The organism is Shewanella goraebulensis (genome assembly GCF_030252245.1).
Taxonomy (GTDB): Bacteria; Pseudomonadota; Gammaproteobacteria; order Enterobacterales; family Shewanellaceae; genus Shewanella; species Shewanella goraebulensis.
On sequence record NZ_CP126972.1, the window covers coordinates 963239 to 988248 of the forward strand.

General features: G+C 40.0%; 23 protein-coding genes. 10 read left to right on the top strand and 13 right to left on the bottom strand.

Annotated elements, in window-relative coordinates; all coding sequences use genetic code 11:
• Positions 1–32: 32 nt before the first annotated feature.
• Complete coding sequence (locus QPX86_RS03970; protein WP_285164298.1) at positions 33–1301, bottom strand: inorganic phosphate transporter; 1269 nt, start codon at positions 1299–1301, stop codon at positions 33–35.
• 25 nt (positions 1302–1326) lie between these two features.
• Positions 1327–2010: a TIGR00153 family protein gene (locus QPX86_RS03975; RefSeq protein WP_220753438.1), complete on the bottom strand. Its 684-nt coding sequence runs from the start codon at positions 2008–2010 to the stop codon at positions 1327–1329.
• A gap of 224 nt (positions 2011–2234) precedes the next feature.
• Here QPX86_RS03975 and QPX86_RS03980 point away from each other — a divergent pair, with 224 nt between their 5' ends.
• A complete protein-coding gene (locus tag QPX86_RS03980; protein ID WP_285164301.1) occupies positions 2235–3716 on the top strand; it encodes a CYTH domain-containing protein in 1482 nt (493 codons plus the stop codon).
• A 109-nt stretch (positions 3717–3825) separates the two neighbouring features.
• On the opposite strand, the gene QPX86_RS03985 is transcribed toward QPX86_RS03980, so the two are convergent.
• From QPX86_RS03985 to QPX86_RS04020, 8 genes are all read right to left on the bottom strand, one after another.
• The gene (locus tag QPX86_RS03985; RefSeq protein WP_285164303.1) at positions 3826–4635 is read right to left on the bottom strand and encodes an ion transporter; all 810 of its coding nucleotides are present in this window, start codon (positions 4633–4635) and stop codon (positions 3826–3828) included.
• A 221-nt stretch (positions 4636–4856) separates the two neighbouring features.
• Positions 4857–5180: a hypothetical protein gene (locus tag QPX86_RS03990; protein ID WP_220753441.1), complete on the bottom strand. Its 324-nt coding sequence runs from the start codon at positions 5178–5180 to the stop codon at positions 4857–4859.
• Between the two features lie 29 nt (positions 5181–5209).
• Positions 5210–5866 (bottom strand): hypothetical protein, encoded by a 657-nt coding sequence (locus QPX86_RS03995; RefSeq protein WP_285164306.1) that lies wholly within the window; start codon positions 5864–5866, stop codon positions 5210–5212.
• 7 nt (positions 5867–5873) lie between these two features.
• Positions 5874–6563 carry a PspA/IM30 family protein gene (locus QPX86_RS04000; RefSeq protein WP_220753443.1) on the bottom strand — a complete coding sequence of 230 codons (690 nt, stop codon included), beginning with the start codon at positions 6561–6563 and terminating at the stop codon, positions 5874–5876.
• Positions 6564–6574: 11 nt separating this feature from the next.
• On the bottom strand, positions 6575–6988 hold the full coding sequence (locus QPX86_RS04005) for a YjfI family protein (protein ID WP_220753444.1): 414 nt from the start codon (positions 6986–6988) through the stop codon (positions 6575–6577).
• A gap of 80 nt (positions 6989–7068) precedes the next feature.
• Positions 7069–8817 (bottom strand): polyamine aminopropyltransferase, encoded by a 1749-nt coding sequence (locus QPX86_RS04010; protein ID WP_285164309.1) that lies wholly within the window; start codon positions 8815–8817, stop codon positions 7069–7071.
• 4 nt (positions 8818–8821) lie between these two features.
• Positions 8822–9721: a DUF350 domain-containing protein gene (locus tag QPX86_RS04015; protein ID WP_285164311.1), complete on the bottom strand. Its 900-nt coding sequence runs from the start codon at positions 9719–9721 to the stop codon at positions 8822–8824.
• A 9-nt stretch (positions 9722–9730) separates the two neighbouring features.
• The gene (locus tag QPX86_RS04020; protein ID WP_220753447.1) at positions 9731–10699 is read right to left on the bottom strand and encodes a hypothetical protein; all 969 of its coding nucleotides are present in this window, start codon (positions 10697–10699) and stop codon (positions 9731–9733) included.
• Positions 10700–10945: 246 nt separating this feature from the next.
• On the opposite strand from QPX86_RS04020, the gene glnE reads away from it, so the two are divergent.
• From glnE to QPX86_RS04035, 3 genes are all read left to right on the top strand, one after another.
• Positions 10946–13807: a bifunctional [glutamate--ammonia ligase]-adenylyl-L-tyrosine phosphorylase/[glutamate--ammonia-ligase] adenylyltransferase gene (gene glnE, locus QPX86_RS04025; protein WP_374758486.1), complete on the top strand. Its 2862-nt coding sequence runs from the start codon at positions 10946–10948 to the stop codon at positions 13805–13807.
• A 251-nt stretch (positions 13808–14058) separates the two neighbouring features.
• The gene (locus QPX86_RS04030) at positions 14059–15027 is read left to right on the top strand and encodes a sensor domain-containing diguanylate cyclase (RefSeq protein WP_285164314.1); all 969 of its coding nucleotides are present in this window, start codon (positions 14059–14061) and stop codon (positions 15025–15027) included.
• A gap of 198 nt (positions 15028–15225) precedes the next feature.
• Positions 15226–15507: a DUF3081 family protein gene (locus tag QPX86_RS04035; protein WP_220753449.1), complete on the top strand. Its 282-nt coding sequence runs from the start codon at positions 15226–15228 to the stop codon at positions 15505–15507.
• A gap of 107 nt (positions 15508–15614) precedes the next feature.
• Here the strand turns inward: QPX86_RS04035 and zapE are convergent, their stop codons facing one another.
• Together zapE and QPX86_RS04045 are read right to left on the bottom strand one after the other, a co-directional pair.
• On the bottom strand, positions 15615–16823 hold the full coding sequence (gene zapE, locus QPX86_RS04040; protein WP_285164316.1) for a cell division protein ZapE: 1209 nt from the start codon (positions 16821–16823) through the stop codon (positions 15615–15617).
• A 99-nt stretch (positions 16824–16922) separates the two neighbouring features.
• Positions 16923–17543 carry a helix-turn-helix domain-containing protein gene (locus QPX86_RS04045; RefSeq protein WP_220753450.1) on the bottom strand — a complete coding sequence of 207 codons (621 nt, stop codon included), beginning with the start codon at positions 17541–17543 and terminating at the stop codon, positions 16923–16925.
• A gap of 229 nt (positions 17544–17772) precedes the next feature.
• Here QPX86_RS04045 and QPX86_RS04050 point away from each other — a divergent pair, with 229 nt between their 5' ends.
• The 6 genes from QPX86_RS04050 to aroG all read left to right on the top strand — a co-directional run bounded on the left by QPX86_RS04050 (position 17773) and on the right by aroG (position 24488).
• Positions 17773–19086 carry a polymer-forming cytoskeletal protein gene (locus QPX86_RS04050; RefSeq protein ID WP_285164319.1) on the top strand — a complete coding sequence of 438 codons (1314 nt, stop codon included), beginning with the start codon at positions 17773–17775 and terminating at the stop codon, positions 19084–19086.
• A gap of 545 nt (positions 19087–19631) precedes the next feature.
• Positions 19632–19970: a P-II family nitrogen regulator gene (locus QPX86_RS04055; protein ID WP_220753452.1), complete on the top strand. Its 339-nt coding sequence runs from the start codon at positions 19632–19634 to the stop codon at positions 19968–19970.
• Positions 19971–19980: 10 nt separating this feature from the next.
• On the top strand, positions 19981–21231 hold the full coding sequence (locus QPX86_RS04060; protein ID WP_220753453.1) for an ammonium transporter: 1251 nt from the start codon (positions 19981–19983) through the stop codon (positions 21229–21231).
• 99 nt (positions 21232–21330) lie between these two features.
• Positions 21331–21696 carry a hypothetical protein gene (locus tag QPX86_RS04065; RefSeq protein WP_285164321.1) on the top strand — a complete coding sequence of 122 codons (366 nt, stop codon included), beginning with the start codon at positions 21331–21333 and terminating at the stop codon, positions 21694–21696.
• A 189-nt stretch (positions 21697–21885) separates the two neighbouring features.
• Positions 21886–23115, top strand: a complete 1230-nt coding sequence (locus QPX86_RS04070; RefSeq protein ID WP_285164324.1) for a tetratricopeptide repeat protein — start codon at positions 21886–21888, stop codon at positions 23113–23115.
• Positions 23116–23435: 320 nt separating this feature from the next.
• Complete coding sequence (aroG, locus tag QPX86_RS04075; RefSeq protein WP_220753455.1) at positions 23436–24488, top strand: 3-deoxy-7-phosphoheptulonate synthase AroG; 1053 nt, start codon at positions 23436–23438, stop codon at positions 24486–24488.
• A 69-nt stretch (positions 24489–24557) separates the two neighbouring features.
• Here aroG and QPX86_RS04080 read toward each other — a convergent pair whose 3' ends face one another.
• Positions 24558–24731, bottom strand: coding sequence for a hypothetical protein (locus QPX86_RS04080; protein WP_102528249.1), 174 nt, complete (start codon positions 24729–24731; stop codon positions 24558–24560).
• Positions 24732–25010: the final 279 nt, after the last annotated feature.

Sequence of the window (25010 nt, forward strand, 5' to 3'; positions counted from 1 at the left end):
CGGCTTTTAAAGCATTTTAGCAATACGCTATCTTAGCTAAATACACCTTTAATGGTGAAGAAGAACAAGATAGATAATGCAGCACCTGCTGGGAGAGTAACAACCCAAGAGATGACAATATTACGGACTACACCGATATTAATCGCTGCGATACCACGCGCCATTCCCACACCTAAAACAGCACCAACAAGCGTTTGTGTTGTTGAGATAGGAAGACCTGTACCAGAAGCAATAACAACAGTAGACGCTGCGGCTAATTCTGCAGCAAAACCGCGACTTGGTGTTAGGTGCGTAATGTTTTTACCAATGGTTTGCATTACACGCTTACCAAAGATAGCTAGTCCCATTACGATACCAACAGCACCTAAAGGAAGGATCCACCAAGCTAATGCTGCTTTAGATTCAATTTCACCGCCACTGTTAACAACAGAAACAACTGCTGCTAATGGGCCAATTGCGTTGGCAACGTCATTTGAACCGTGAGCGAACGCCATACAACAAGCGGTTACGACCATTAAGATAGCAAATACTTTTTCAACGTTGGCATATTCTGCTTGGCGGTTAACATTGGTTGGCATGTTCAAGCGACCAATTGCCACTTTACCGAATATCCCGACACCAATAGCAACAGCAAGTGCTAAGCCGTATGCTTCAACGGTTGAGAAGTGAAGACCAACGTGCTTAAGCCCTTTTGTGATAGTCACAAGCGACATGATAAAGCCCGCAAGCCCCATGTAAAAAGGTACATAACGCTTAGCATTAGCTAAAGGGTCATCTGTGTTGAAAATTAACTTTTGAACACTTTGGAATAGCATGAAAGCAATGAAGCCGGAAATCGCAGGTGTTACCACCCATGAGCCGATAATGCCAACAACTTTACCCCATTCGACAGCTTCCGTACCCACACCTACAGCAGCGAAACCAACGATGGCGCCAATGATGGAGTGAGTTGTAGATACAGGCCAGCCTAAAGCCGACGCTGCGATTAACCACAAACCCGCGGCTAATAAAGCGCCGATCATGCCATATACCAATAGTTCAGGTGAGTCGACGAAGAAGCTTGCATCGATAATACCTTTACGAATGGTACTTGTGACTTCACCACCTGCTAAATAAGCACCGGCAAACTCGAAGATCATTGCAATAATAATTGCTTGTTTGATTGTGATAGCGTTGGAACCTACTGAGGTTCCCATAGCATTAGCAACGTCATTTGCGCCAATACCCCATGCCATCAGAAATCCAAATACAGCCGCAATACCAATTAGCATTGGACCATTGGTGACTAATACATCAACCATGTTGTTTCCTTGATAACTTTTTTAGTTATGAACTACGAGCTAACATTAACTCAAGGCGAGAGCCTACACGCTCAGCTAAATCAGCTAAGCCTCCAACCCATTCGATGATTTTGTACATAAACATTACATCGACAGGATTCAAATCTGCTTCCAAGCTTAGTAGTAAACGACGTACTTGGATCTGCAGATCATCAGAATCAGCTTCAATCAGATCTAATTCATTGATCATCTTAGCGACTAATTCGACTTCACGACCACGGAAACCTGTTTCTAGAAGGTCATCGAGTTCGTTAATTGCTTGCTTAGCAAGAGAGACAGCATCTAAACAACGTTTGAGGTAAGCTTTAAACGGTGCTTGAACTGGTTGAGGGAAAACTAATTGGCGACCAATAATTCGGCCTGAGATGTCTTTAGCTTTGTTGGCGATTTTGTCTTGCTGAGTTAATAACTCAAGCAAGTCAGTACGCTCTACAGGCATAAACAACCCACTAGGAAGGGTAAGACGAATTTCACGCTTTAGCGCGTCAGCGTCATTTTCTAATAAGCTAATTTGCTTACGTACATTCACAGCTTCGTCCCAATCACCTGAAGTTGTAGCTTCAAAGAATGGAATTAGTAAAGATGCACATTCGTGTACTTTATCTATATGCTGTTCTAATGGTTTAAGGGGTGATTTTGCAAACACACCTAAAATAGAGTTTACTGGCATTGCGGTTAACCTATTTAATGATTCCAAAGTTGGAAAAACGGGCGCATGTTACCTCAAGCGTCCGCATATTGAAACTGTGTTTTTAATTTAATCTACAGTTATTATCGCTCAGTATATAGAACTGAGTTGCGCAATCCTAAGGGATTTTTATTACAGAAATGTGACATTATGAACTTATCATGACGCATTTATGAAGATTTAATGACAAGGTGAGTAAGAAGTCAATGGACGCTGAGATAGAACTTAAGCTGTTTATGCAGTCGCAACATCATGATTTATTAGTAAGTTTACTCAGTGGGATGAGTGAATCGACACCACAAGAAACCCGTCATTTATCAAATAAATATTTTGATACTGCCACATTACAATTTCGTCGTTGGAAAATGGGTTTACGGGTCAGAAATAGCGAAAACTTCACTGAACAAACCATTAAAACAGCAGGCTCGGTAATAGGTGGCATTCACACTCGTCCTGAATACAATATTGCTATCGAACAGAATACTCCGTCACTTGATTTATTTCCTAAAGAAATCTGGCCAAATGAGGCCGATGTTGATGCGCTACAAGATGACTTACACTGTGTTTTTGAAACTAATTTTACCCGTCAGGCTTGGCATATTTATATCGAAGGCAGCTTAGTAGAGGTCGCTTTTGATTTGGGGGATGTGATTGCTAACGGCCAGACTGAACCGATTTGTGAAATTGAGTTTGAACTACTTGCAGGGGAAGCCTCAGCCTTATTACATTTGGCCATTGAAGTTGCTCGAGCTATCCCTGTTCGCTTAGGTAAGGCCAGTAAAGCTCAACGAGGATATCAGTTATCGGGCCATCAACACTCAGCACCACTAGAAAAAATTGACTATATTTGCCTGCCGGCAGACAAGAGTTTATCGAAAACCCTTAAGGTTTTACTTGAAACCGGTATCGAGCGTTGGCAGGTCATTGAATCTTTATTGCTGGAAACACAAGATATACCGCACCAAGCTAAACTTTGGATGCAACTTCGAGCGTGTGTCAGGTTATTGAGATTGACCTTGAGTCAGTTTGGTTTGCTTAGTAAACAAGTACTGCAATATTTTGAATTAATAGAACAGCAAATGCAGTTCATTGAGCCTTTACAGAGTTTGAGTCTAATTTTAGATGAACAGAAAAAACTCCTCGGTAAGCGAGTCAATAAAACTGTCATTACTGAATTGGTATTAAAAAGTGTCACCGAGTTAGTTTCAACTCATAAACTTGCACAACTTTGGCAAGTGCCAGAATACGGGCAACTGCAATTATCGTTAGTGGATTTATTGTTAAAAACGACTAATGGTGGTCATCAACTGGTCGATTACCCAGAGCTTGGTTTGTTTGCTAATCATTTACAACAAGATTCATGGCAAAGAATTGTCGATGTAATGCCAGTCAGCGCCGCGATGGATAGTTTAGATTATCAAAAAGTGGCTCAAGCGTTAGATGAGAGTATTTTGGTTGGTTTTGCTTATGGTGAACTTTATCAAGAAGAAGATAGAGAAGCGTTTCGTGCACCTTGGCAAGACTTAGCGTTAGGGATCCAAACCTTAGGTTGTTATCAACTATTGGCTAAATTGACCCAAGATAGTGAGGTGGATATTTCTGGCTGGCTAGAGGATAAAGAGCAAAGTTTATTATTTGCGATGGAACATTCACGTAAAAGTGCGCTTAATAATCAACCGTATTGGTAATGATAAGCGCAGTTGCTAGCTAAATTTATTACTAAGTTAGCAAGACAATGACATGCTAAATTGTTGTGAATAGAAAAACCTATCAATTTGATAGGTTTTTTTATGTCAGCTATTTATCATTGATTTCTTTACGTAGGCGTGTAATTTCTTCAAGCATCTGCTGCTGGTTTCTTTCCATTTGAACTTGGTTTTGCTCCATGCGTAAAATTACTTTTTCAAGTTCAAATTTGATTTCTTTTTTATTATTCTCACTGCGCTCGCTTTCATCAGGGGCAACAAAAACCGAAGCCATGTAACCTGAAATTACACCAAAAAAGCTCACACCACTCATAATCACAAGTGCGCCAATGACATGTCCTACTGTGCTAACCGGATAGTAATCACCATAACCCACAGTTGAAATAGTCACTAGAGTCCACCATATGGCTTGTTCTGCTGTTTCGATATTGGCTCCATCAACTCCAGCTTCCACTAATAAAATCACAATGGAAGCAGTGGTCAATATAAACACCATCGCAAGTAGCAAACTGGCTAAGGTGGTCTGCTTACGTTGTTTTATTAATGGAATAATCAAAGTGCGACTGACTCTTATCAGCCTTATGACTCTAAGAATTTGGAAAACCCTAGCGATACGCAGTGCTTCAATAGCTGGAATACTGGCAACAAAATCAATCCAATGATGTCGTAGGTAAAACTTCTTATTGCTGGCCTTAACTAAACCATAGAAAAATCGCGACATGAAAATGATACATATACTGAGATCAATAAAGAGCAGTAAGCGCCTAGTTTCAGCATCAACCTTGCCAAAGGTCAAGATTAACACCACGATGACTGAAAACAGAGATAACACCATCATGGCTAAATCAAATGGGCTAGGGCCATTTAAGCTTTTAAGTGACCAGCGTTTTTTATCAATCATTTTAAAATCCATTTTTACAAAATTCTTTGCAATGATGCTATCAATGTAGCTCTGGTGACACAATCTCAGGGCATAAAAAAACACGCTTGAAAGCGTGTTTAATGTTCGATAGATAACTATGTGAAATTAATTCAGTAGCGATTGTAATCGATGACTAACAAACTAGGCATCAGTAACTAAGCATCAGCAAACCAGACTTCTGTAAACTAGGCACCAAGCAGTTACACATCAACAAATTGGACTAAATCATCTAATACGCGCTTTTTTATTTCAAGTTGAGCATCAGATTCTAGTCCATATCGTTTAGCTAAAATGGAGTAATCATCTTGGCTTAACGATACTGTCAATCTTGGTCGTTTAGGGCGTTTAGTCACTTCTAAACCTAAGATTGAACGAATTTGATCAGAAGGGCTAACACCTGCATCAAGCGCTGCTTTTCGAATTGAGTATTGAAACTTTTCATCGAGATCAAAAGCTACTTGGGTCGCTTTTGCTGCTTGCTGATTTTTAATCCATGTATCTGGTAATTTTTTACCTTTACTCATGACAGGTGTTACTCCTTATTTTGCGAATGTTAACTCGCAGGCCAAAACTCGCGAATATCAGTCACTGGACGATAAAGTGTCAACATCACATCTGTATCGCCACCTTCGTAAACCTCAATATCGACGGCTTGGGATTCTTCATTATTGACCAATGAATAGCTTTCAAAAGCATTTCCACGGTGTTGACTGCTATCATCTTGAGGCGGTTTTTGACCGCGATAATCTTCACGGTGGAAGTAGCCAAAACAGCCAAACTCAACTTGATGATATGCGCTAGCAAGCCAACGCCCGTATTCGCTATCTAATTCATTTGATAATGAAAGGGTAGTGAGCTCTGCATTGCCGGGCTCTTCAAAAATTTGACCGAACTGGTCTAAGTCAAACAGCTGTTCTACAACGGCTCGATTGACCTTGATTGAAAAACTTAAATACGCCTCATCTTCTTGATGATATGAGAGGTAAATAGCAGTTCCACTATGGCCTCTAAGTAACCACTCACATTGCTGAGAACGTTCATACTCGTAGGTATGTACTTCTTCAACTTTAAGTTGCTGCCCACGCAGTTGCTCAGGTAAAGCAAAGCTATCATCAAGGGAGATCATATCTCCCTTGAGTAGTTTATTCACATGATCAAGCTGACGTTTTGGGGCTTCTTTCTTGCCGAAAAGGCCACTTAGAAATCCCATAACTTAATTAACCTTTTTTCGCTTTAAGGCGTTCAAGTACTGCGTTAGCACTCGATTTTTGCTCACCGATGCCAGCTTCAGCTAATTTAGCATGCAGTGACTTATCGCTGTTTTCTTCAGCTAATGCTTCAGAGGCTTGTAAGCGATCATCAAATGATTGCTGACGTGCTTTAATACGCTCTAAAGAGTCTTTAGCATTCATCAACTTTGAATTGCTCGAAGCGAAAGAGTCAGTGATAGTTGCAGTAGCTTTTTGAACACTTTCAGTGGTCTTTACCATACTTAGTTGACGCTGATAATCAGTTAACTGACGTTCAGTTTTCTTAACTAAGTCTTTCAAGCGTAACGCGTGAGCAGAGAAGCTCGCGTTAGCGGTTTCTTGGTCAGCGAGTTCTTGATCAAGCTGCGCAATTTTCTCTGCCACTTCGATAGCTAAAGCTTCATTGTCTTTTTCAAGTGCTTGAGTTGCATAACCTTCGTGTTCAGTAATGCTGCGCTTTAGACGATCAACTTCGCGGCTAGCTTGCATTTCTTTTGCCATTACGTCAGTAAGTTCGCGCTTAGCTTTGGTTAAGTGCTTTTCTGCATCACGGATTTCTTGTTCAAAAATACGGGTTGAGTTTGCATCGACAATGTTTTGGCCAACTTCGTTAGCACCACCACGAAACGCCGTTAAAATTTTATTTAAAATGCCCATAATATGGCTCCTTACTTCAAAAATTCGACAAGTTCGTCGATGACTTCTAAACAGTTATCAGACAATACTGATAATTCCTGTTCAATCTCTTCCATGCTCGAGGTTACTGATAGTGCACCGTAAACCACGTATTTATCGTCTATCTTTGCGAACGATGAAAGTGGCATAGGGATATTCAGTTCTAGCATGGTTTCAAACATTTGGGTGCGAGTCTCTTCTTTCACTTCGCTCTCATCCCATAAGTAACTGATGCATAAAATTTGATTATCAGTTACAGACACGAATACGGGTAGTTCTTCACGACCAGCAACGTTGACTTGTAATACTTCGACATCGCCGTCAATTGGGAAACAATCAAACTTTAAACCGGTATGACTTTCGTCGCCGAGTTCAGTTAAGTGGTTAGCAATCTTATGGATATTCATATTTGTCCTTGTTGACATATTATGTCTTAGGTTTCAAAGATAGCACTTAGACATATTATGTCAAGGCTATTTTTGGTAGATTAAAAAAGATTCATCCCTTGATTCTCTGACCAGGACGCTAAGTGATAATGGTAAAGCTGCAATGATCCAATTCTATTAATTTCGATATCATCTTTGCCATCGTAAAAATTCCCCGGGAACTCAAATGAGCCTTGTATCAGTCCTGGGGTTAGCCAATCCTCATCGATTGGTAATGGTTGACCATGGGCAAGGCGTGATTTGGCGTCTTGTCCTGAACGGGTCGCTATTGTCCAGCCCCATTCACCAAAGCTTGGAACATTATGATGATATTGCTGCACAGCAAAACCCGCTGACTCAATGGTTTTACCTACTGAGATAAAAGCTTGTTGCGCATGATAAGGTGAGGTTGATTGCACCGTCATTGCACCATCAGCGCTCAATAACTCTGCTAACTTTCGATAAAATAAATCAGAATAGAGTTTATTTAAGTCGGGGTGACTCGGATCGGGGAGATCGACAATAATGACATCAAATTTTTGATTATCTTTAATGAGCTTATCGACACCGTTAAATGCATCGTCATAAACTAGGTTTACTCGAGGATCGTTAAGCGCATCGCCATTTAATTCGAGCATGGCGTTACTCACATACGTTGGCATATTGATGTGTGGCTCGCGAAATAAATCAACTAGCTTTTCATCTAAGTCCATCAAGGTGACTGACTTTGGTTGCCACTTGAAAACTTGCTTTAAACCAAGTCCATCACCGCCACCAATAATCAATACATTATCTTGTCTCGCGCTTGCTGCCATAGTTGGGTGTACTAAGAAGCTATGATAGATATGTTCATCAATACTGGAAAACTGTAAACGACCATTAATATATAATGAATAAACAGGCGCTTGACCGCTGCCACGTAACCTTTCGGTAAAGGTCAGTTGCTGAAAACGTGTGGCTTCTGAATAAACCACTTTGTCTTTATAAAGCAGGTTATTAAAGTTTTGTTCCCAACTCGGGCCGTGCATTGCCAATAGCATCAGTACACCACTGGCAACAAAGTGACCAATAAGAATCAATTTAGCCCAACGAATTTGTTGCCAAAAACGCCATATAAAAACAAACCCTGCCAATAAGTTAACGCTAGCAGTTAACGCTGCAGCTAATTGGATATCCAGCGACAGCATGAACAATACCCAGATCGCTGCGCCAGCACCTGCGCCAATATAATCTGCGCCATAAATAGTACCTGCGTTATGCAGTAAATGTTCTTCAGACAATGACTGGCGTACGCGAGCAATGAGCGGAATTTCCATACCGATCATCAAGCCTAAAATAACACCCCAGACATAAGGTAAGTATTCACTTAAGTTTTGTAAGGTGCCAATAAAGCCGCCATCAGGCATATGATCGGGTGGCAGGCCTAATGTGTTGGCAATAATTAGCGGAAGTTGTTGACCAAAGCCAATAACAGCTGCGGTAATTAAAATGGCTAATGACCCACAAAAAGCCACGGTGAGTTCAAGTAACGCAAAACCGGTAAACGCGCAGCGTATTTTGCGAGCGGCAAAGGCGCCTATGCCCATCGACACAATCATTATACCTATCATGGTATAAATTGCGGCTTCAAGCGCGCCTAAGATACGGCCTGCGTAATGGGATAAAAGGTATTCGTAGATAAGACCGCAGCCAGCAAGGAGTGCCATGATGCCCAATAAAAGGGCGTCGTCGAACCAAGCTAAGCTGCGTTTAGAAGGGCTGCTTTGCTTGTTGCTGCCCTCTTGGCCATTTTCAAGCAAAGTATTATTCATCAATTTACGCCATTAATGCCGCAAGAATAAGTGCAATAGCAATACTGATAGCAAGCTCAACAGCTGCAACCCCAACGTTATGCTGTTTTTCAACTTCTTCAGTTAAATTAATTTGTGCTAACACTAACTTTTTCACGATTGCTAACAGTACTGAAAGGGCAATTAACATGATGATTGAAAAGGTTAACCAGCCGATGATATTAACCATGTAAGCCGTAGGATCAAAAATAATGAAATGACTCGCAGCATTGAAGGTAAATGCCATGGCAATCATATATCCACTATGACGAATAGCGATAGCCACTTGCCCTTGCTCTAATGCTTTTTGCATTGAGTCACCTTGATTACGTTTAGCATATTGGTGCTCACGGAATCGAGTTAATACCACTAACATAAGTTGCGAGATTAAAAAGGCTGTGAAAATTGCAATAAAGGTATCGATAGTAATATCTTCAGCCCACATTAACACTGAGCGGATGATAATGGCTGTGGCGATAGCTGCAGCTGCGTCGACAATGGCAACGGAGATGTTGCCGTTAATAATTTGGTCGTTTTTATCGATTTCATTAAGTGCGACTTTATCATGTAAGAATCGGCCAAATTTAATCAGTACTAAACCAAATACACCATAAATTGTCATCCCTATGGCTTCCATTACATAGGAGTTAGCTGCTTCCCCAGTAATTGCACCGCTGAGGACAATGCCTAACGCTAAAACTGCGCCAGCAGTGCTGACACCAAAGGCGAAATTATCTCTTTCTGCTAATTCTTCTCGGCTATTTACTCTTACGCTCCAACCTTGCAAGTAACGCATAAGCGCTAACAGAATGACGGCGATAGTAATATCGATTGCTAAAATGATAGCGAGATCTAGGGTGAGCCCGAAGTCAGTTAAAAATGTCATGATTTTTCCTTATTTGCCTCGGCGTACACCGCGAGTAGTGCGGCTTGATGAATTACGGAAACTGCTGTCTTTAGAATAGGTCGAACGGAACTTACTTGAGCTTGCACTTCTAGTACCCGTTGTGCTGGCTTTAGGCGTAGAAGTACTCTGTCTCGATAAACCGGTAGAACCTGTACGAGATTTCGCATAGGGACTGTTAAACTGTCGACCTTGAGAATTAAAGGCTTTCTTGGTGTTCTCATAGGTACGGTTTTGCGCTGTGGCTTGTTTTGGTGACGTGTATCGTGAACGGCCAACGTCATTGTAGTAACTGTAACCACGATTATTTGACCAGCGATCGTAACGAACTGGATTCATCACGTTAGAAAACATCGAGTACATGCCATACCAAGCCCAAAAAGACATGCCACTGGAGTTAGTTTGCCAGTTGCCGTACGACGGGTTACCCACTAGTTGGCTACCTGCGCCAAAGTCTTCGTTACCATTAGCTAATGCTGCAGCTTCACGACTGATAGAGTTAACTCGGGCTAATTGTCCTGCTGATAAATCGGCTACCACATTGACTGGATCAGAAAGCATATCGTTGTAGAGACTAGGATCTGCTGCGTGGTAAATGTTCTGCGCTTCATCGAGCTGTTGATCTAAATCGACAAAGTTAGCTGAACTTGAAAGTTCACTCACACGTCTTTGTAAAGACTGAAACATAGGTCCTGAAGTGCCAGCATCTTTAGCCAACTCATCTAAAAGCGGTACTAAATCAGGTTTGCTTTGTTTTAGTAAATTAGCGTATTGGTTCAGCAAAGTTGCGTTACGTAATTCACCGGCGTTGAGCATCGAGCTTAACTGACTCAGACGTTGTTGAGATAGTTGCTGATACTGAGCAATTTTTTCAGGCCTGTCATCGCCACAGCCTGTTAATGTTAAGCACAATATTATCGTTGAAAATACTGCGAGGACACGGGGAAGCATGCCAGCCATGTTTTCTCCAAATGGTAAGAAATTCATCTATAAATATAATAACAAACCGCATAAATATGTGTTCAATAAAGACCAAATATTTATACGGTTAGGTATAACTACTATACAGGTTATAGTAATCTTAATGGCATATTCAATTAAGACTTACATTAAACTTTTGTTATGAATGGTATAGCACATTTTGACATATTATGTCGATTATAAAGTGTTACGCTGTGTGTAAATTGCTGAAGGGATCGAATAAAAATGCAAAACCTGAGTAACTACGCCTTATCTGCCGAATTATCTGACATTGCAGAACGTTACTGGTTAAGACTATCTGATGAGTGTCCTGAGATCACGGCCAAGCTAAACCAAGATCAACAGCAGAAGTTAAAGTCAGTCTTTGGATTGAGTGATTACATTGGCGAGCAGCTATGTCGAAATCCACAATGGATTGAAAGATTGTTTAATGGCTTACTAAATGATGTCGATAGACAAAGTTTCGTTACAGAATTAAGCGCTGAATTATCTGCAATCAGCTCTGAAGACGCAGTAAAAACAGTTTTACGTCAATATCGTAACTTACAAATGGTCCGTTTAGCTTGGCGTGATTTTGCTAATTACTCCGATGTTGAATCCTCATTATTAGATTTATCTGCCCTTGCTGAAGCGTTAGTTATAGCTGCTCGAGATTGGCTATATGCAGAAATGTGCCAACAATTAGGTACGCCATCAGACGAAGAAGGTAATCCGCAACCTTTACTTATTTTAGGCATGGGCAAACTAGGTGGCCGTGAACTTAACTTTTCATCAGATATCGATTTAATTTTTACTTTCCCAGAACATGGCGAAACTATTGGTGGTCGACGCGCACAAGCTAATCAGCAGTTTTTTATCAGAATGGGGCAACGTTTAGTTAACTTGCTCGATCAAGTTACCGTTGATGGTTTTGTATTTCGGGTTGATATGCGCCTTCGTCCTTACGGAGAAAGCGGACCGCTTGTGGTTAGCTTCAGCGGTCTTGAAGATTATTATCAAGAACAAGGCCGAGACTGGGAGCGTTATGCCATGGTCAAAGCTCGGGTGCTTGGGCCATGGACACAGTTCAGTGATGATCTACATGACTTATTAAGGCCTTTTGTTTATCGCAGGTATATTGATTTCTCAGCGATTGATTCATTAAGGAAAATGAAGCAATTGATTGCCCAAGAAGTCCGTCGCCGACAATTGACCGATAACATTAAGCTTGGTGCTGGTGGCATTCGCGAGGTTGAGTTTGTGGTACAAAGCTTTCAGCTAATACGAGGAGGGCGAGAGCCTTCGCTGCGCCAGCAAAGTTTGTTTGGTGCGATTGATACTTTGTATAATCTTGGACAACTTGAATACCTTGCTGTTGATGAACTAAAGCACAGCTACATTTTATTACGCCGCGTTGAAAACCTGCTGCAAGCCATTGATGACAAACAGACGCAAACATTGCCAGACAACTCAGCTGATTGGCAAAGGTTGTGTATTGCCATGGGAATAGAGAATGAAGAGGAACTAAGAGCTAACATTTCGAATGCTATGGCTCGTATTCATAGTCACTTTAAAGAAACTGTGGGCGGTGAAGATGAGTATGATCAAAGCGAGCATTGGACAAGCCAGTTATGGGTGATTGAAGATCCTGACAACGCAGCGGCATTATTGGATGAGCATTTAGTTGATGATATGAATTTCTGGCCGACATTAATCGAGTGGCGCTCAACTACCACTAAACGGTCAATTGGCCCTAGAGGACGTGAAACCCTCGAAAAGCTCATGCCAAGGTTATTGTCTGAATTACTTGAACAGCCAGTTCCAAGCGTGGCATTAAAAGCAGTATCTGGTGTATTAGAGCAAATTTTAACGCGAACAACTTATCTCGAACTTTTATGTGAAAACCCAGGTGCACGCCAACAATTAATTAGTTTATGTTGTGCAAGTCCTTGGATTGCGCAAGAGTTAGCTAACTTTCCGATGTTGCTAGATGAGCTTATTGACCCATCGCAACTTTATGACACCACCTCAGTTGACGATTACCCAAGTGAATTAAGACAGTATTTACTGCGCGTGCCAGAAGATGACATGGAAATGCAAATGGAAGCATTACGCCAGTTTAAATTGTCGCAGCAGCTAAAAATAGCCGCTGCCGATGTCACTGGTGTTTTACCTGTTATGGAGGTCAGCGATCATCTTACCTTTCTGGCTGAAGCGATAATTGAGCAAGTTGTGCTGCAAGCATGGCATCAAGTGGCGGCTCGACATGGCGTTCCTGAGGGAACCAGTCCAGATAAAATGGGCTTTGCCATTATCGGTTACGGTAAATTGGGCGGGATTGAATTAGGTTATGGTTCAGATTTAGATTTAGTGTTCTTGCGCAATAGCCTTAATACCGGAGAGACCGATGGTAAAAGACCGATTGGCGTAGGCCACTTTTATCTAAAACTGGCACAGCGAATTGTGCATTTATTTGCAACCCGAACCACGTCAGGTGAACTCTATGAAGTGGATATGCGTCTTAGACCTTCTGGCGCATCAGGATTATTGGTAACAGAAGTAGAGCAATTTAAGGAATATTTACAAACAGAAGCGTGGAACTGGGAGCATCAAGCTCTGGTGCGTTCTCGTTTTGTTTATGGTGACAATCAGCTTGCCGCTCGCTTTAGCGAAATTAGAACGTCAGTACTTTCACAACCTCGAGATTTACCTGAGTTGGCAAAATTAGTCAGAGATATGCGAGTAAAAATGCGCGATCACTTACTCAAAGTCAGTAGTGATAAGTTTGACTTAAAACAAAGTGTCGGGGGTATTGCTGATATTGAGTTCATGGCTCAGTACTTGGTGCTTGCGAATGCCAATGAGTACAAAGAGCTCGCAATCTGGTCTGATAATGTGCGCATTTTTCAAGTTCTGGCAGAACTAGAAATCTTACCTATGATGACAGCACAACATTTAACTCAAACCTATTGTTGGTTAAGAGATGAAAATCATCGACTGACCTTACAGCAGTTGAAAGGTGTAATCGATGCCGATATCGCTGATAAAAATGTGTCACAGGTTATCGATATTTATCAACATATTTTGGGTGTTGAGTCTTTTAGTTAGTAGTATTATTAAGCGATTGATTAGAGTGTATATAAGGCGGTAACTGATTCATTTACCGCTTCGTGTCAAATGTCCTAATTGTGACTTAGGCAATCAAATTATTTTTAAAGATAAATGCAGACATTGTCGGCAGAGTTAATGTAAAGCTGCTACGCTGAATGATAATCAGCAACTTATACAATTGATATTTTTATAAGTTATTGTTAATAATAAAAATAGAAAATGATTCTTAGTAACTTTGGGCTGGAAATATGTTAATTGCACCAATACACGACAATGAAGAAGCGCGCTTACAAACTCTGCGGAATTTAAACGTATTAGATACCGCAGCAGAAGAGCGCTTTGATCGTATTACTCGTTTAGCAAAGAGACTATTTTCAGTATCAATTTGCCTAGTTAGTTTGGTAGATGAAAACCGCCAATGGTTTAAATCTTGCCAAGGCTTGGTAGCCAGTGAAACTCCTCGGGATATTTCTTTTTGTGGTCATGCTATTCATCATGAAGGTGCCTTTGTTGTCAATGATGCTACAAAGGATGAACGCTTTTCAGATAATCCATTAGTGACAGAAGCACCCCATATTCGCTTTTACACAGGCCATCCTTTGACTATGCCTAATGGTATGCGTGTTGGAACTTTATGTATCATCGACGATAAGCCTCGTGAATTTAGTCAAGATGATAAAATTGCACTACAAGATTTAGCTGAAATGGTGGTCTCTGAACTTGTTTCAATACAGCAAACCACTTTAGATGAGCTGACAGGTATTTCTAACCGTCGCGGTTTTGAAGTATTAGCCAATCAAGCGATGGCAACTTGGGATCGAAATGAGGTTGGCAGCTGCCTGGTATTTTTTGATTTGGATTACTTCAAACAAATTAATGATAATCATGGTCATGAAGCCGGCGATAGAGCGCTAAAGGCGTTCGCTAATCTTTTAACTCAAGAGTTTAGAGATTCAGATGTTATTGCCCGTTTTGGTGGTGATGAATTCTTAGTGTTATTTTGTGAGTGTAATGAAGGTCATGTCACTTTTGCACTTGAACGGTTTCAACGAGCGCTTAAAAAACACAATGACGCCAGCAATGAACCTTTTGAGTTGGCCTATAGTGTGGGTGTTGCGTCGAGAAAAGCAAAACAAAAGTTAGATGTTACTCAATATTTAGATTTAGCAGATCGAGAAATGTACCAAGTGAAAGCGAGACATCACGACGCTCGCTGAAGCAATTTGATACATAATCTGAGCATTTTGTTGGCAATTATTGGCGCTTTATCACTGTTATCTTTTACCGCTCACCTAGACTCTATGTACTATAATTATATGATCCTAAAAGCCGCTTCAGGCGTAAGTTAAGATTACTAAATTATCTGATTAACCACATTCGCTTTCATTTGTCTGCAATCAGTCAGGAGTCGTCCCATGAAAAATGCCATAGATATTTATCAAGCACTTAAAGTGTTTAATAAAATAACTGAGTTTGGTGAAAAACATTCTAGTGAAAGCGGATATAACTCGACTTATCAACTTTGCGGTTTACATGCTGAAACGGGTTATGATGGATATACGATTACACTTAGTGACGGGCGCACTTCGCTCAATATCTATTTCCATAATAAATACCAATTTGACTACCCAGATAATGAAGCCTTTGAAAACTTTATGCGTCGCTTCAGTGAAGTCATTAAGCATACTGTTCAATAGGCTCATAAGGCATATTTAGTGCCGCTGAAGATTTTATTAAGCATTTAAAGCTTAAACCTTAATCCTAGCGTGCTAGGTGTTTACACGACTTTTATTGTTGGGCTAATTTATTTTAACGCTTTATTCCAGCGTTTCATTTCTATTAAGCGACTTATGGTCCTGCGAAACTCAAATGACAGTGCGCCGCCAGAGTACAACTGATTGATATTAAAGCTTGAGCAAACAGTCAGAGATACTTTCTGATCGTAAAGCTCGTCTACCAGGCTGATAAAGCGTCTTGCAGGATCATCATTAGTGGCATAACTGAGCTGGCGTTCGCCAGTTTTATTGCCAATAGCTGCATCTTCTGTTCCCCGAGCTTTAATCCAAGTTCTCACTTCACCACCCAGTTGTGGCACCTTATCAATGACAACATGTTCAAATAAGCTGGCGATTTCGATGTAGTCTAACTGAGACCTAGGCCCATCACATAAATCTTTGAAGTTGAACCAAATGAGCTTATTCACACGAGCTTGATATTCAATAGCTCGATTACAAATGATGATGGTGTCATGTGTAGTGCAAACTGCAGCTTCGTGGGGGTAATATAAACCTGCTAGTTCAATAAAGCTTTGCTGCTTCATTAATGGCTGAAGGGAGAGTTGTACAGAAAGTGGTGTAATGGATTGCTGGTTTATACGATGATCAGTTAGCCCTTTGAGTTCAACTTGATGAACTTTTTTCGTTAAGAGTTCAATAAAAGGTAAGAAACGCTCACGTTGCAACCCGCCTTCATAAAGTCGATTGACTTCAATATTCGAGGTGGCGACTAAAATAACCCCTTGGTTAAATATATGTTCGAATAGCCGCCCTAGAATAATGGCGTCACCAATATCTGATACAAAAAACTCATCGAAACAAATAACTTGGTATTTGTCAGCGTATAAATGTGCGATATGAACTAAAGGATCGCTTATCCCCTTGGCTGTATTGAGCTGCTGATGTACCTCTGCCATAAAGCGATGAAAGTGCAACCGTAACTTGCGATTGGTATTTAGGTTGCTATAAAACATGTCCATCAAGAAGGTCTTACCGCGGCCAACATCCCCCCAAAGGTAAACGCCTAATGTTTGAGGTGATTGATTAGTTGGTTGTTCCGTTTCCGATATATGCTCTGCACCTTGTTGTTTATTGAGTTGGATAAATAGCTGGTTAAGTGTGGTGAGGGCTTGATTTTGATCGGGATCGTCAACGAATACTTGGCTTGATGAAGTTAACTCATTGGATTGCGATTGCACTATTTTAGCGCGATAAAAGTGTAATAAATCAGTCGTCACGCTGCAGTCACTCAATAACTTAGTTGGATTAGTATTGAAAGTATATCAGCAATTAATTCTGCTTAAAGTCGCAATTGAATTCTCTTATCGGTTATAAATTTACACTTGAGTAAATACATAAAACAGCTGACCTCGGCTTGAAACATTGGTTTTTTTGAAAATATTTTGAATATGCATTTTAACGGTATTGATTGAGATACTTAAATTTGCAGCAATTTGCTCATTCGACAAGCCCTGACAAACTAACGATAACACTTGCTGTTCTTTCTTGGTTGTTAACGAAAGTAGTTCTGTTTGACGTTGGGTGATAGGTTGGCGATTACGAGATTGTATATAATGCGACATTGAGTCGTGGCTGAAGTAGAGCTTGTTATTATCGATATTCTTTAATGCTTCGATGATTTCGATAATCGATGCGCTTATAGCTAATCCGCCGTGAAATCCATTAGCAATCAATAAAGTTTCAGTATCTGAATTTAGCTTAGTGCAAAAAGCCAAATGTTTACCTTCAGAGATAAGCTCGGTAGACAAATTAGGTATATGCTGTTTCGGATCATCAACAAAGTGTAGGAGAATTTTTTTGTGCTGATCAGCATGTTGCCAATGGAAATCAAGTGGGTCATGGCTGATGGTATTACATTTGAGTAGTTCAGTAATTTGACAGAGTTGTTGCGTCAAAGGCTCAGGAATATCACCTAAGAAAATATCCGATAAAATCATCTTACGTCCTTGTTTATAACAATCAACTATTGAAGTCCTTAACAATAGTCTGCAAATCTAGCAGATACAGATTATTACATATAATTAGAAAACACTGAAGTTATTAATGGATTAGATTAATTTGCACTGATTGGTAAGTGAATGGATTGTAAATGTAATGTTATTGTTGTTTTTATTTAGTTAGTTTACTATAAGTCGAAAATTTATAATAAAAAGGATACTGCTGGGTATGAATAACAAAGGAAACGGGGTAACTTTTATTGGTCCCGAAACTTCACTGGATGGGGAAATGACAGTAAAGGGGCCTGCTTTGATTGCTGGTCAAGTCAAAGGTGTTATTCGTTCAACAGACCAAGTTAAAATTGAAGTAGGTGGCGAAATTGACGGTGAGCTTTACTGTCAAGAATTACGAGTTTGTGGTGTATTTAAAGGTTCTTTGCACTGTAACAGTCTCGTCATCGTAAGCTCTGGTGTAGTTGAAGGTGATGTTTCAAGCCATAAGATGGAAATCTATGATGGCGGGCAATTCTTAGGTGCTAGAACAAAAGGACCTGAGCAAGGTGTTTTACCTGAATTAGCGGCGGACGAACAATCTGTTGCTGCCTATAGTGCACCATTTAATGATGAACCGGCGTACGCCTCCCCAAAGGCTGAAGCGCCTATTGCAGAGGCGCCGATAGCTCAGGCTGCAAAAGTGAGTAATGTTAATGTAATGGCAGAGCCTATTTCTAACATTGCTGTTGACACTCCTCAGGTAAAAACTGAGATTAAACCAGAAGTAAAGCCAGAGCCAATATCTGATATCAGGGATAATTTAGACGCTGACATTCAAATGACTGAACCTGTTATCAAGGCTGAGCCCAGAACTGCGCCAACGCCAGAACGAAAAGCAGCTCCTGTGCAAAATACTGAAGCTGAAACAGCACCAAAGCCAAAATCAAAACTTGAAATTAAGCCTCAACCAAACCCTCAAGCGCAGTTAGCGGCTAAAGCTGCAGCTGAAAAAGCGCAAGAGAAAAAATCCGGTTCAGGTGCTAAGTTTGTCGTTGCTGGAGTTGTATTAGCTGCTGCAGCAGGCGTTGTTGTAATGAAGCCTGAATTGACCGAAGATTTAATGGCTCAATTTAACTCTACATCATCTCAAAACGTAACATCTGAACCAGCAGTTAAAGAAGTTATCGTTGAAGAAGTGGCTGAAGCATTAACACCGAGTACCGCAGAAGCAGTTGATGCAGAAACAGCGTTAGCGCAATTAGATGCCGCTGGAACAAATGCTAATTCAGGTATTGAATCAGTAACTAATGATGCAGTTGCTGCATCGGTTACTGAGCAAGGAGCATTATTAGCAGAGCTTGATGAAACAAGTGCTGATTTAGAAGCAGATCTTGCAGTAGAAACTGATGAAGTGATTGCAGCTTCTGAAGCTGATGTTGTAGATAAAACTAAAGTAGATAGTCTGTTAGCTGACTTACTTGCAGAAGATCGTACTGAGCTTGTTGAACCTACAGATGCAGTTGAAGAAACTTCAACTGGTAATCTATAGTCAATAGAGTTAGTTATCTGAATTAGCAATATATTGTTGATATTTAGAAAAAGATCACATCTTAAAGGTCCTCAAATGAGGGCCTTTTTTATTGGCATTAACTTCTGAATTGTACACTTTGTCATGACTGTGTTTAGTGACCAATTAACCATCCATTTTGTAGTTATGTCCTAAATTAACGCCATTTATTTTGTAACTCGACTCCTTATGAATGCGATTATTTAATGATGTCATTATTCTCATTACACGGTTTTATTTATGTCCAATTATGCACATATGCCAAAAATTAGAGCTGACTTTTATGGGTTATAAGGAGCTATTTTTACATGAGTTTGAAATCTGTTTTGAATCCCATACCTTACAAAACCTGCTGCGCTAATCTTGTGCGCACTGAAATCGAGCTGCACTTTATTGGTGCGTTTCTATGCCTTTATTTCTGACTGATTTAATCTTATTTGTTTTAAAACATAAGCTTACAAGTTTGGCCTGATGATTGAATTGTATTTGTAAACAAATATATAACAATCACACTTTTGGAGGTCGAGATGAAACTCGTCAGCGCTATCATCAAGCCGTTTAAATTGGATGATGTCCGAGAAGCTATTGCTGGAATGGGCATTGAAGGAATGACTGTAACTGAAGTTAAAGGTTTTGGTCGTCAAAAAGGACACACTGAGCTTTATCGTGGTGCAGAGTATCAAGTCGATTTTCTTCCTAAAGTAAAACTAGAAATTGCTACTAAAGCAGAAAATTTAGAAGTATTACTTGAAGCAATTACCACTGCGGCTCATACAGGCAAGATTGGTGATGGCAAAATTTTCGTAACTGATCTTGAACAAGCAATCCGTATTCGTACGGGTGAGCTTGATAACGAAGCACTATAAGGGGGCTGAAATGGAAGAGTTAGCAGCGTTAGGAACTACAGTCACTGAGTTACGTTTCGCATTAGATACGTTTTATTTTCTAATCTCAGGTGCATTAGTTATGTGGATGGCAGCAGGTTTTGCCATGCTTGAAGCGGGTTTAGTTCGCTCAAAAAATACCACAGAAATCTTAACTAAAAACGTATGTTTATATTCAATTGCCTGTGTGATGTACCTGTTAGTGGGTTACAACATCATGTATGTAGATAATGTTGAAGCAGGTTGGTTACCATCATTTGGTTCGCTAATCGGTTCACAAGCAGACGGTGCCGATCATGCGCTAGAATCTGATTTCTTTTTCCAAGTCGTCTTCGTTGCAACTGCAATGTCAATTGTATCTGGTGCGGTTGCTGAACGAATGAAACTTTGGTCTTTCCTACTTTTCTCTGTGGTATTAACAGCCGTTATTTACCCAATTGAAGGTTATTGGACATGGGGTGGTGGTTTCTTATCTGCAGCCGGTTTCGTTGACTTTGCTGGTAGTGGTATTGTGCATATGGCAGGTGCAGCGGCAGCAATCGCAGGTGTATTGTTATTAGGTGCTCGTAAAGGTAAATATAGCGCTAACGGTTCAGTTAACCCAATTCCTGGTTCTAATTTACCTATGGCTACGTTAGGTATGTTTATTTTATGGATGGGGTGGTTTGGTTTTAACGGTGGTTCACAGTTGTTAGTTTCTGATGCAGAAAATGCTTCAGCGGTTGCAAAAATCTTCGTTAACACTAACTCTGCAGCAGCATTTGGCGCAGTATCAGCGCTAATCGTTTGTAAGATTGTTTGGGGTAAAGCTGATTTAACTATGATTCTAAATGGTGCATTAGCTGGTCTGGTTGCTATTACAGCTGACCCATTATCACCTTCATTATTGATGGCAGCTGTGACAGGTATTGTTGCCGGTGGTGTGGTTATCTTCTCAATTGTTGGTTTTGATCGTATCAAAATTGATGACCCAGTAGGTGCCATTTCTGTTCATGGTGTATGTGGCTTCTTAGGCTTAATGCTAGTACCGCTTTCAAATGCTGATGCTAACTTTGGTGCTCAGTTATATGGCGCTGCAGTTATCTTTGCTTGGGTATTCGCTGCTTCTTTCGCTGTTTGGTTTGTACTGAAAGCGACTGTAGGCATTCGTGTTACTGAAGAAGAAGAGTATAACGGAATGGATGCTTCAGATTGTGGTGTTGATGCATACCCTGAGTTTGTTTCAATTAAATCAGCTGGATAATAAATGACTTAGTTTGAAATAACTTAAAAAAAGCAGAGCCTTAGTGCTCTGCTTTTTTGTTATACTCAAACTAGTATAAGCATTTAATTGGGCTTTGATATGAACAAGCTAGCTAAACTCATTACTATTATTAGTATGTCAGGATTGCTTTGGATCTTGTCTGCAGAAACTGCTCAGGCTGGTAAAGTGGTTGTGCGTAAAGCTTCTGAGCCATTTGATGCTTTTGCGATTAGAGATCAAGTTCAGCAAGATCATCAATGGCAAGAAATGCTCCGTATGCAGCAGCAAATTCAAATACTACAGGCACTACCCTTTGGCTGCTTACCTATAGCTGTCCCGTACCATTACTTTAACTGTTCTGGTAATGCTTATCGACCTTATCCTTATCAGGGCAAAGAGGTATTTATTCAAATTGATCAACCAAAAAATACTTCTAACCATCATTCAACTGATAAACCTAATTAGTCTGTTAATATTCACTCTAAGGTAAAATCGACTCAATAATTTCTGTCGTAAAAATTTGAAGTTTTATCTTCATTTTTAAGAAAACAGCGATAGTTTGACCTGTTTGTTAGATAAGTTTTGTAACGTTTAAGTGTCTCATTTTTTGCACTTGCATCTATGCTTAATAAAGGCATTAGCTGGAGCATAAAAATGTTACAAAAAAATGAAAGTGCGATATTTATTTTTAGCGGGTTTTCAGCGCTTGCTAGGTTATTGATCCATAGCTTATATTTGTTGATTTTCTTATTCTCTTTTTCCATCATTTCAGGTTGTAGCAGCACATCACAAGCAAAAAATACCGCGAAAGCCAGTTCACTTTTTAGCGACAGTGACTTTACTGCTGTTGCCATTCCTGAAACAGATGCCATATTTGAGCTCCCCGAAGAAATGGTAAATGACATAAGGAGACAGTATGCGCGATCTGCTGGGATCACTGGTGAGAAAATGCCTGTCAATAAATGGTTAGCAGAATATATCAATGCTCAAAACGGTGGCTTTGAGTATCGCGATCATTACACCAGAATGGCTAGCGTAACCGCACAGGAGCGTGCTGGAAATTGCATGTCGCTGGTGGTGTTGTCGACAGCTATCGCAGATGTGCTTGATGTACCTGTTAAATATCAAGATATTGATGTTGAGCCTATCTGGGATAGGCGAGGTGGTTTTTATCTAGTGAATGGTCACGTGAACATGAAGCTCCTTCACCGTGACCAAGCGAATACGTTCAGTATGAGAGGTTCAGAGATATTAGTAGATTTTTTACCTGAAAGATCTGTTAGAGCTTATAGAGTAAAACAGATAAACAAACAGACTTTAGCTGGAATGTATTTTAATAATGTCGCAGCAGAAGCACTGGTTAAAAATCAATACGATCTTGCTTATGCGTTGGCTAAAAGGGCTATTGAACTGGATCCCTATTATGTAAATAGCATTAATACGTTAGCCGTGATTTATCGTCATAAAGGCATGGATGAGTTAGCTGAAAAAGCTTATCGACATGTACTTCAGTTAGAGTCTAAAAATATTACCACTTTATATAATTTAGCTATCATCCTAGGCGAGCAAGATAGATTAGAGGAGTGGCAACAAGTTCATAAAGTGCTGGAGCTCGCACGTATTAATAATCCATTTTATTATTTTGATATGGCTCAACAAGCCTACTTTGAAAAGCAATATCAAGAGGCATTAGTATGGTATAAGCGTGCTGTGGACAGAGCAGATTACCGTCATGAGTTTTATTTTGGATTATCACGTGCCTATTGGGCAACGGGTGATGAAAGACGAGCGAAGAAGAATATGGAAAAAGCACTCGATCTAAGTATCGATCAAACGAATCAAAATCGATACAAAGGGAAGCTTCAAGCCATGATGCGGCATTAGTTCTAACACTTTTAGTCATCATCCATTAGCTTCAACATAGAAAACCATTTTCAGATAGCGCTGAAAATGGTTTTTTATTTTCGTCTCAAAGCACGCCTGAAAGTATCTCGGTTAACCGAAATAAATGAATTTATTAGTTATTTTAAAATGTTAATTTTAAAGTTATTTATTAACAGTGATTTATACTCATAAATTAGATAAAACCATAGATTGAGTGAATTATTGTATGGTACTGTTTGAATTATAAAGCTGTGCGTTATGCTTTACTGCCAACCTTTAAGTTTGGCATAAATAAACTGTTTGCTGGAGCTGTATAAAATATGTATTACCAAAATGATGACGTTAGAATTGATGAGATAAAAGAACTATTGCCTCCAATCGCTATTTTAGAGCGATTTCCGGCGTCAGAAACGGCATCAGCAACCGTGTTTAATGCTCGTGATGGTATTCACCGTATCTTAAATCGCCAAGATGATCGTTTGTTGGTTGTGATTGGTCCTTGCTCAATTCACGATCCTGTAGCTGCTTTAGATTATGGTAAGCGTTTAATAACCTTGCGTGAACAATACAAAGAGCAACTTGAAATTGTTATGCGTGTTTATTTTGAAAAGCCTCGCACTACAGTGGGCTGGAAAGGCTTAATCAACGACCCATACATGGATAATAGCTTTAAGCTAAATGATGGTTTAAGAACGGCACGTAAGTTATTGGTTGATTTGAATGAATCAGGTATTCCAACTGCGGGTGAGTTTCTCGATATGATCACGCCTCAATATGTGGCTGATATGATGTGTTGGGGAGCAATTGGTGCTCGAACCACTGAGTCACAAGTGCATCGAGAACTTGCGTCGGGTTTATCAAGCCCGGTTGGATTTAAAAACGGCACCGACGGTACAATCAAAGTCGCTATCGATGCAATTGGTGCTGCCAGTGCCCCGCATCATTTCTTATCTGTGACCAAATTTGGTCATTCAGCGATTGTATCGACTAAAGGCAACTCTGATTGCCATATTATTTTACGTGGTGGTAAGGCTCCTAACTACAGCGAAGGTGACGTGACTAAAATTGAGGCCCAGTTAGATAAAGCTAAGCTGCCAAAGAACATTATGATTGATTTCAGTCATGCTAATAGTAGTAAAGATTATAAAAAGCAGATGCTTGTTGCTGAAGATGTTGCAGGACAAATTAGTGCAGGTAACCAAAATATTTTTGGTGTGATGGTTGAGAGTAACATTGAAGAAGGCCGTCAGGACCTTGTTGTCGGAAAAGAGCTTTGTTACGGACAAAGTATTACAGATGCGTGTATCGGCTGGAGCGACACTGAAAAGTTGCTTGCTACATTGAGTGACAGTGTACTCAAAAGACGTGGCTAATCATTAATTCAATAGGCTATCTAATATTCGGATTCAGTTGCAAAAATAAGGCGCTATTTAGCGCCTTATTTATTTGTTGGTATTGGCTAAATACTCATTGGCTTTAGCTAGGCTTCCAAATGCCGAAATTAGATTGTTCCTTCCTTTATCTTGAAGTTCAGGGTTACCTGATTCAATCATCATCCATACCCATGTTTGTATTAGTTGTAATGGTGGGTGCTGAACTTTTGCTGCGTCTAACATGTTGCTTCCTTTGAACGGGGAAAATGTTAATGGCTAGTATAATCCGCCAAAAAGTATCCAATAAAGAGTATCAAATTCTCTTTGGTTGCTGAACTAGAAACACGCGATTATTTGCTTATTTATTGAATTATTTTATTAAAACTAGCCTTTATAACTACTTAAATTAGCTAAAAGTAATTCTAAAGTATTATTTATTGCTCGGTTTGCTATTAAAATGCATTAAAAATGATGTGTGTATGACCAATGTTTATCGACGTTTATTGATTTTAAATAAATATT

What these genes read in the sequence shown, in the direction of transcription:
- QPX86_RS04005 (WP_220753444.1), bottom strand. Translation starts at nt 6,988, where the DNA reads ATGAATATCCATAAGATTGCTAACCACTTAACTGAACTCGGCGACGAA.
- QPX86_RS04030 (WP_285164314.1), top strand. Translation starts at nt 14,059, where the DNA reads ATGTTAATTGCACCAATACACGACAATGAAGAAGCGCGCTTACAAACT.
- QPX86_RS04020 (WP_220753447.1), bottom strand. Translation starts at nt 10,699, where the DNA reads ATGGCTGGCATGCTTCCCCGTGTCCTCGCAGTATTTTCAACGATAATA.
- QPX86_RS03985 (WP_285164303.1), bottom strand. Translation starts at nt 4,635, where the DNA reads ATGATTGATAAAAAACGCTGGTCACTTAAAAGCTTAAATGGCCCTAGC.
- QPX86_RS03995 (WP_285164306.1), bottom strand. Translation starts at nt 5,866, where the DNA reads ATGGGATTTCTAAGTGGCCTTTTCGGCAAGAAAGAAGCCCCAAAACGT.
- QPX86_RS04055 (WP_220753452.1), top strand. Translation starts at nt 19,632, where the DNA reads ATGAAACTCGTCAGCGCTATCATCAAGCCGTTTAAATTGGATGATGTC.
- glnE (WP_374758486.1), top strand. Translation starts at nt 10,946, where the DNA reads ATGCAAAACCTGAGTAACTACGCCTTATCTGCCGAATTATCTGACATT.
- QPX86_RS04050 (WP_285164319.1), top strand. Translation starts at nt 17,773, where the DNA reads ATGAATAACAAAGGAAACGGGGTAACTTTTATTGGTCCCGAAACTTCA.
- QPX86_RS04000 (WP_220753443.1), bottom strand. Translation starts at nt 6,563, where the DNA reads ATGGGCATTTTAAATAAAATTTTAACGGCGTTTCGTGGTGGTGCTAAC.
- QPX86_RS04035 (WP_220753449.1), top strand. Translation starts at nt 15,226, where the DNA reads ATGAAAAATGCCATAGATATTTATCAAGCACTTAAAGTGTTTAATAAA.
- QPX86_RS04065 (WP_285164321.1), top strand. Translation starts at nt 21,331, where the DNA reads ATGAACAAGCTAGCTAAACTCATTACTATTATTAGTATGTCAGGATTG.
- QPX86_RS04015 (WP_285164311.1), bottom strand. Translation starts at nt 9,721, where the DNA reads ATGACATTTTTAACTGACTTCGGGCTCACCCTAGATCTCGCTATCATT.
- QPX86_RS04045 (WP_220753450.1), bottom strand. Translation starts at nt 17,543, where the DNA reads ATGATTTTATCGGATATTTTCTTAGGTGATATTCCTGAGCCTTTGACG.
- QPX86_RS03975 (WP_220753438.1), bottom strand. Translation starts at nt 2,010, where the DNA reads ATGCCAGTAAACTCTATTTTAGGTGTGTTTGCAAAATCACCCCTTAAA.
- QPX86_RS04070 (WP_285164324.1), top strand. Translation starts at nt 21,886, where the DNA reads ATGTTACAAAAAAATGAAAGTGCGATATTTATTTTTAGCGGGTTTTCA.
- QPX86_RS03970 (WP_285164298.1), bottom strand. Translation starts at nt 1,301, where the DNA reads ATGGTTGATGTATTAGTCACCAATGGTCCAATGCTAATTGGTATTGCG.
- QPX86_RS04060 (WP_220753453.1), top strand. Translation starts at nt 19,981, where the DNA reads ATGGAAGAGTTAGCAGCGTTAGGAACTACAGTCACTGAGTTACGTTTC.
- QPX86_RS03990 (WP_220753441.1), bottom strand. Translation starts at nt 5,180, where the DNA reads ATGAGTAAAGGTAAAAAATTACCAGATACATGGATTAAAAATCAGCAA.
- QPX86_RS04080 (WP_102528249.1), bottom strand. Translation starts at nt 24,731, where the DNA reads ATGTTAGACGCAGCAAAAGTTCAGCACCCACCATTACAACTAATACAA.
- aroG (WP_220753455.1), top strand. Translation starts at nt 23,436, where the DNA reads ATGTATTACCAAAATGATGACGTTAGAATTGATGAGATAAAAGAACTA.
- QPX86_RS03980 (WP_285164301.1), top strand. Translation starts at nt 2,235, where the DNA reads ATGGACGCTGAGATAGAACTTAAGCTGTTTATGCAGTCGCAACATCAT.
- QPX86_RS04010 (WP_285164309.1), bottom strand. Translation starts at nt 8,817, where the DNA reads ATGAATAATACTTTGCTTGAAAATGGCCAAGAGGGCAGCAACAAGCAA.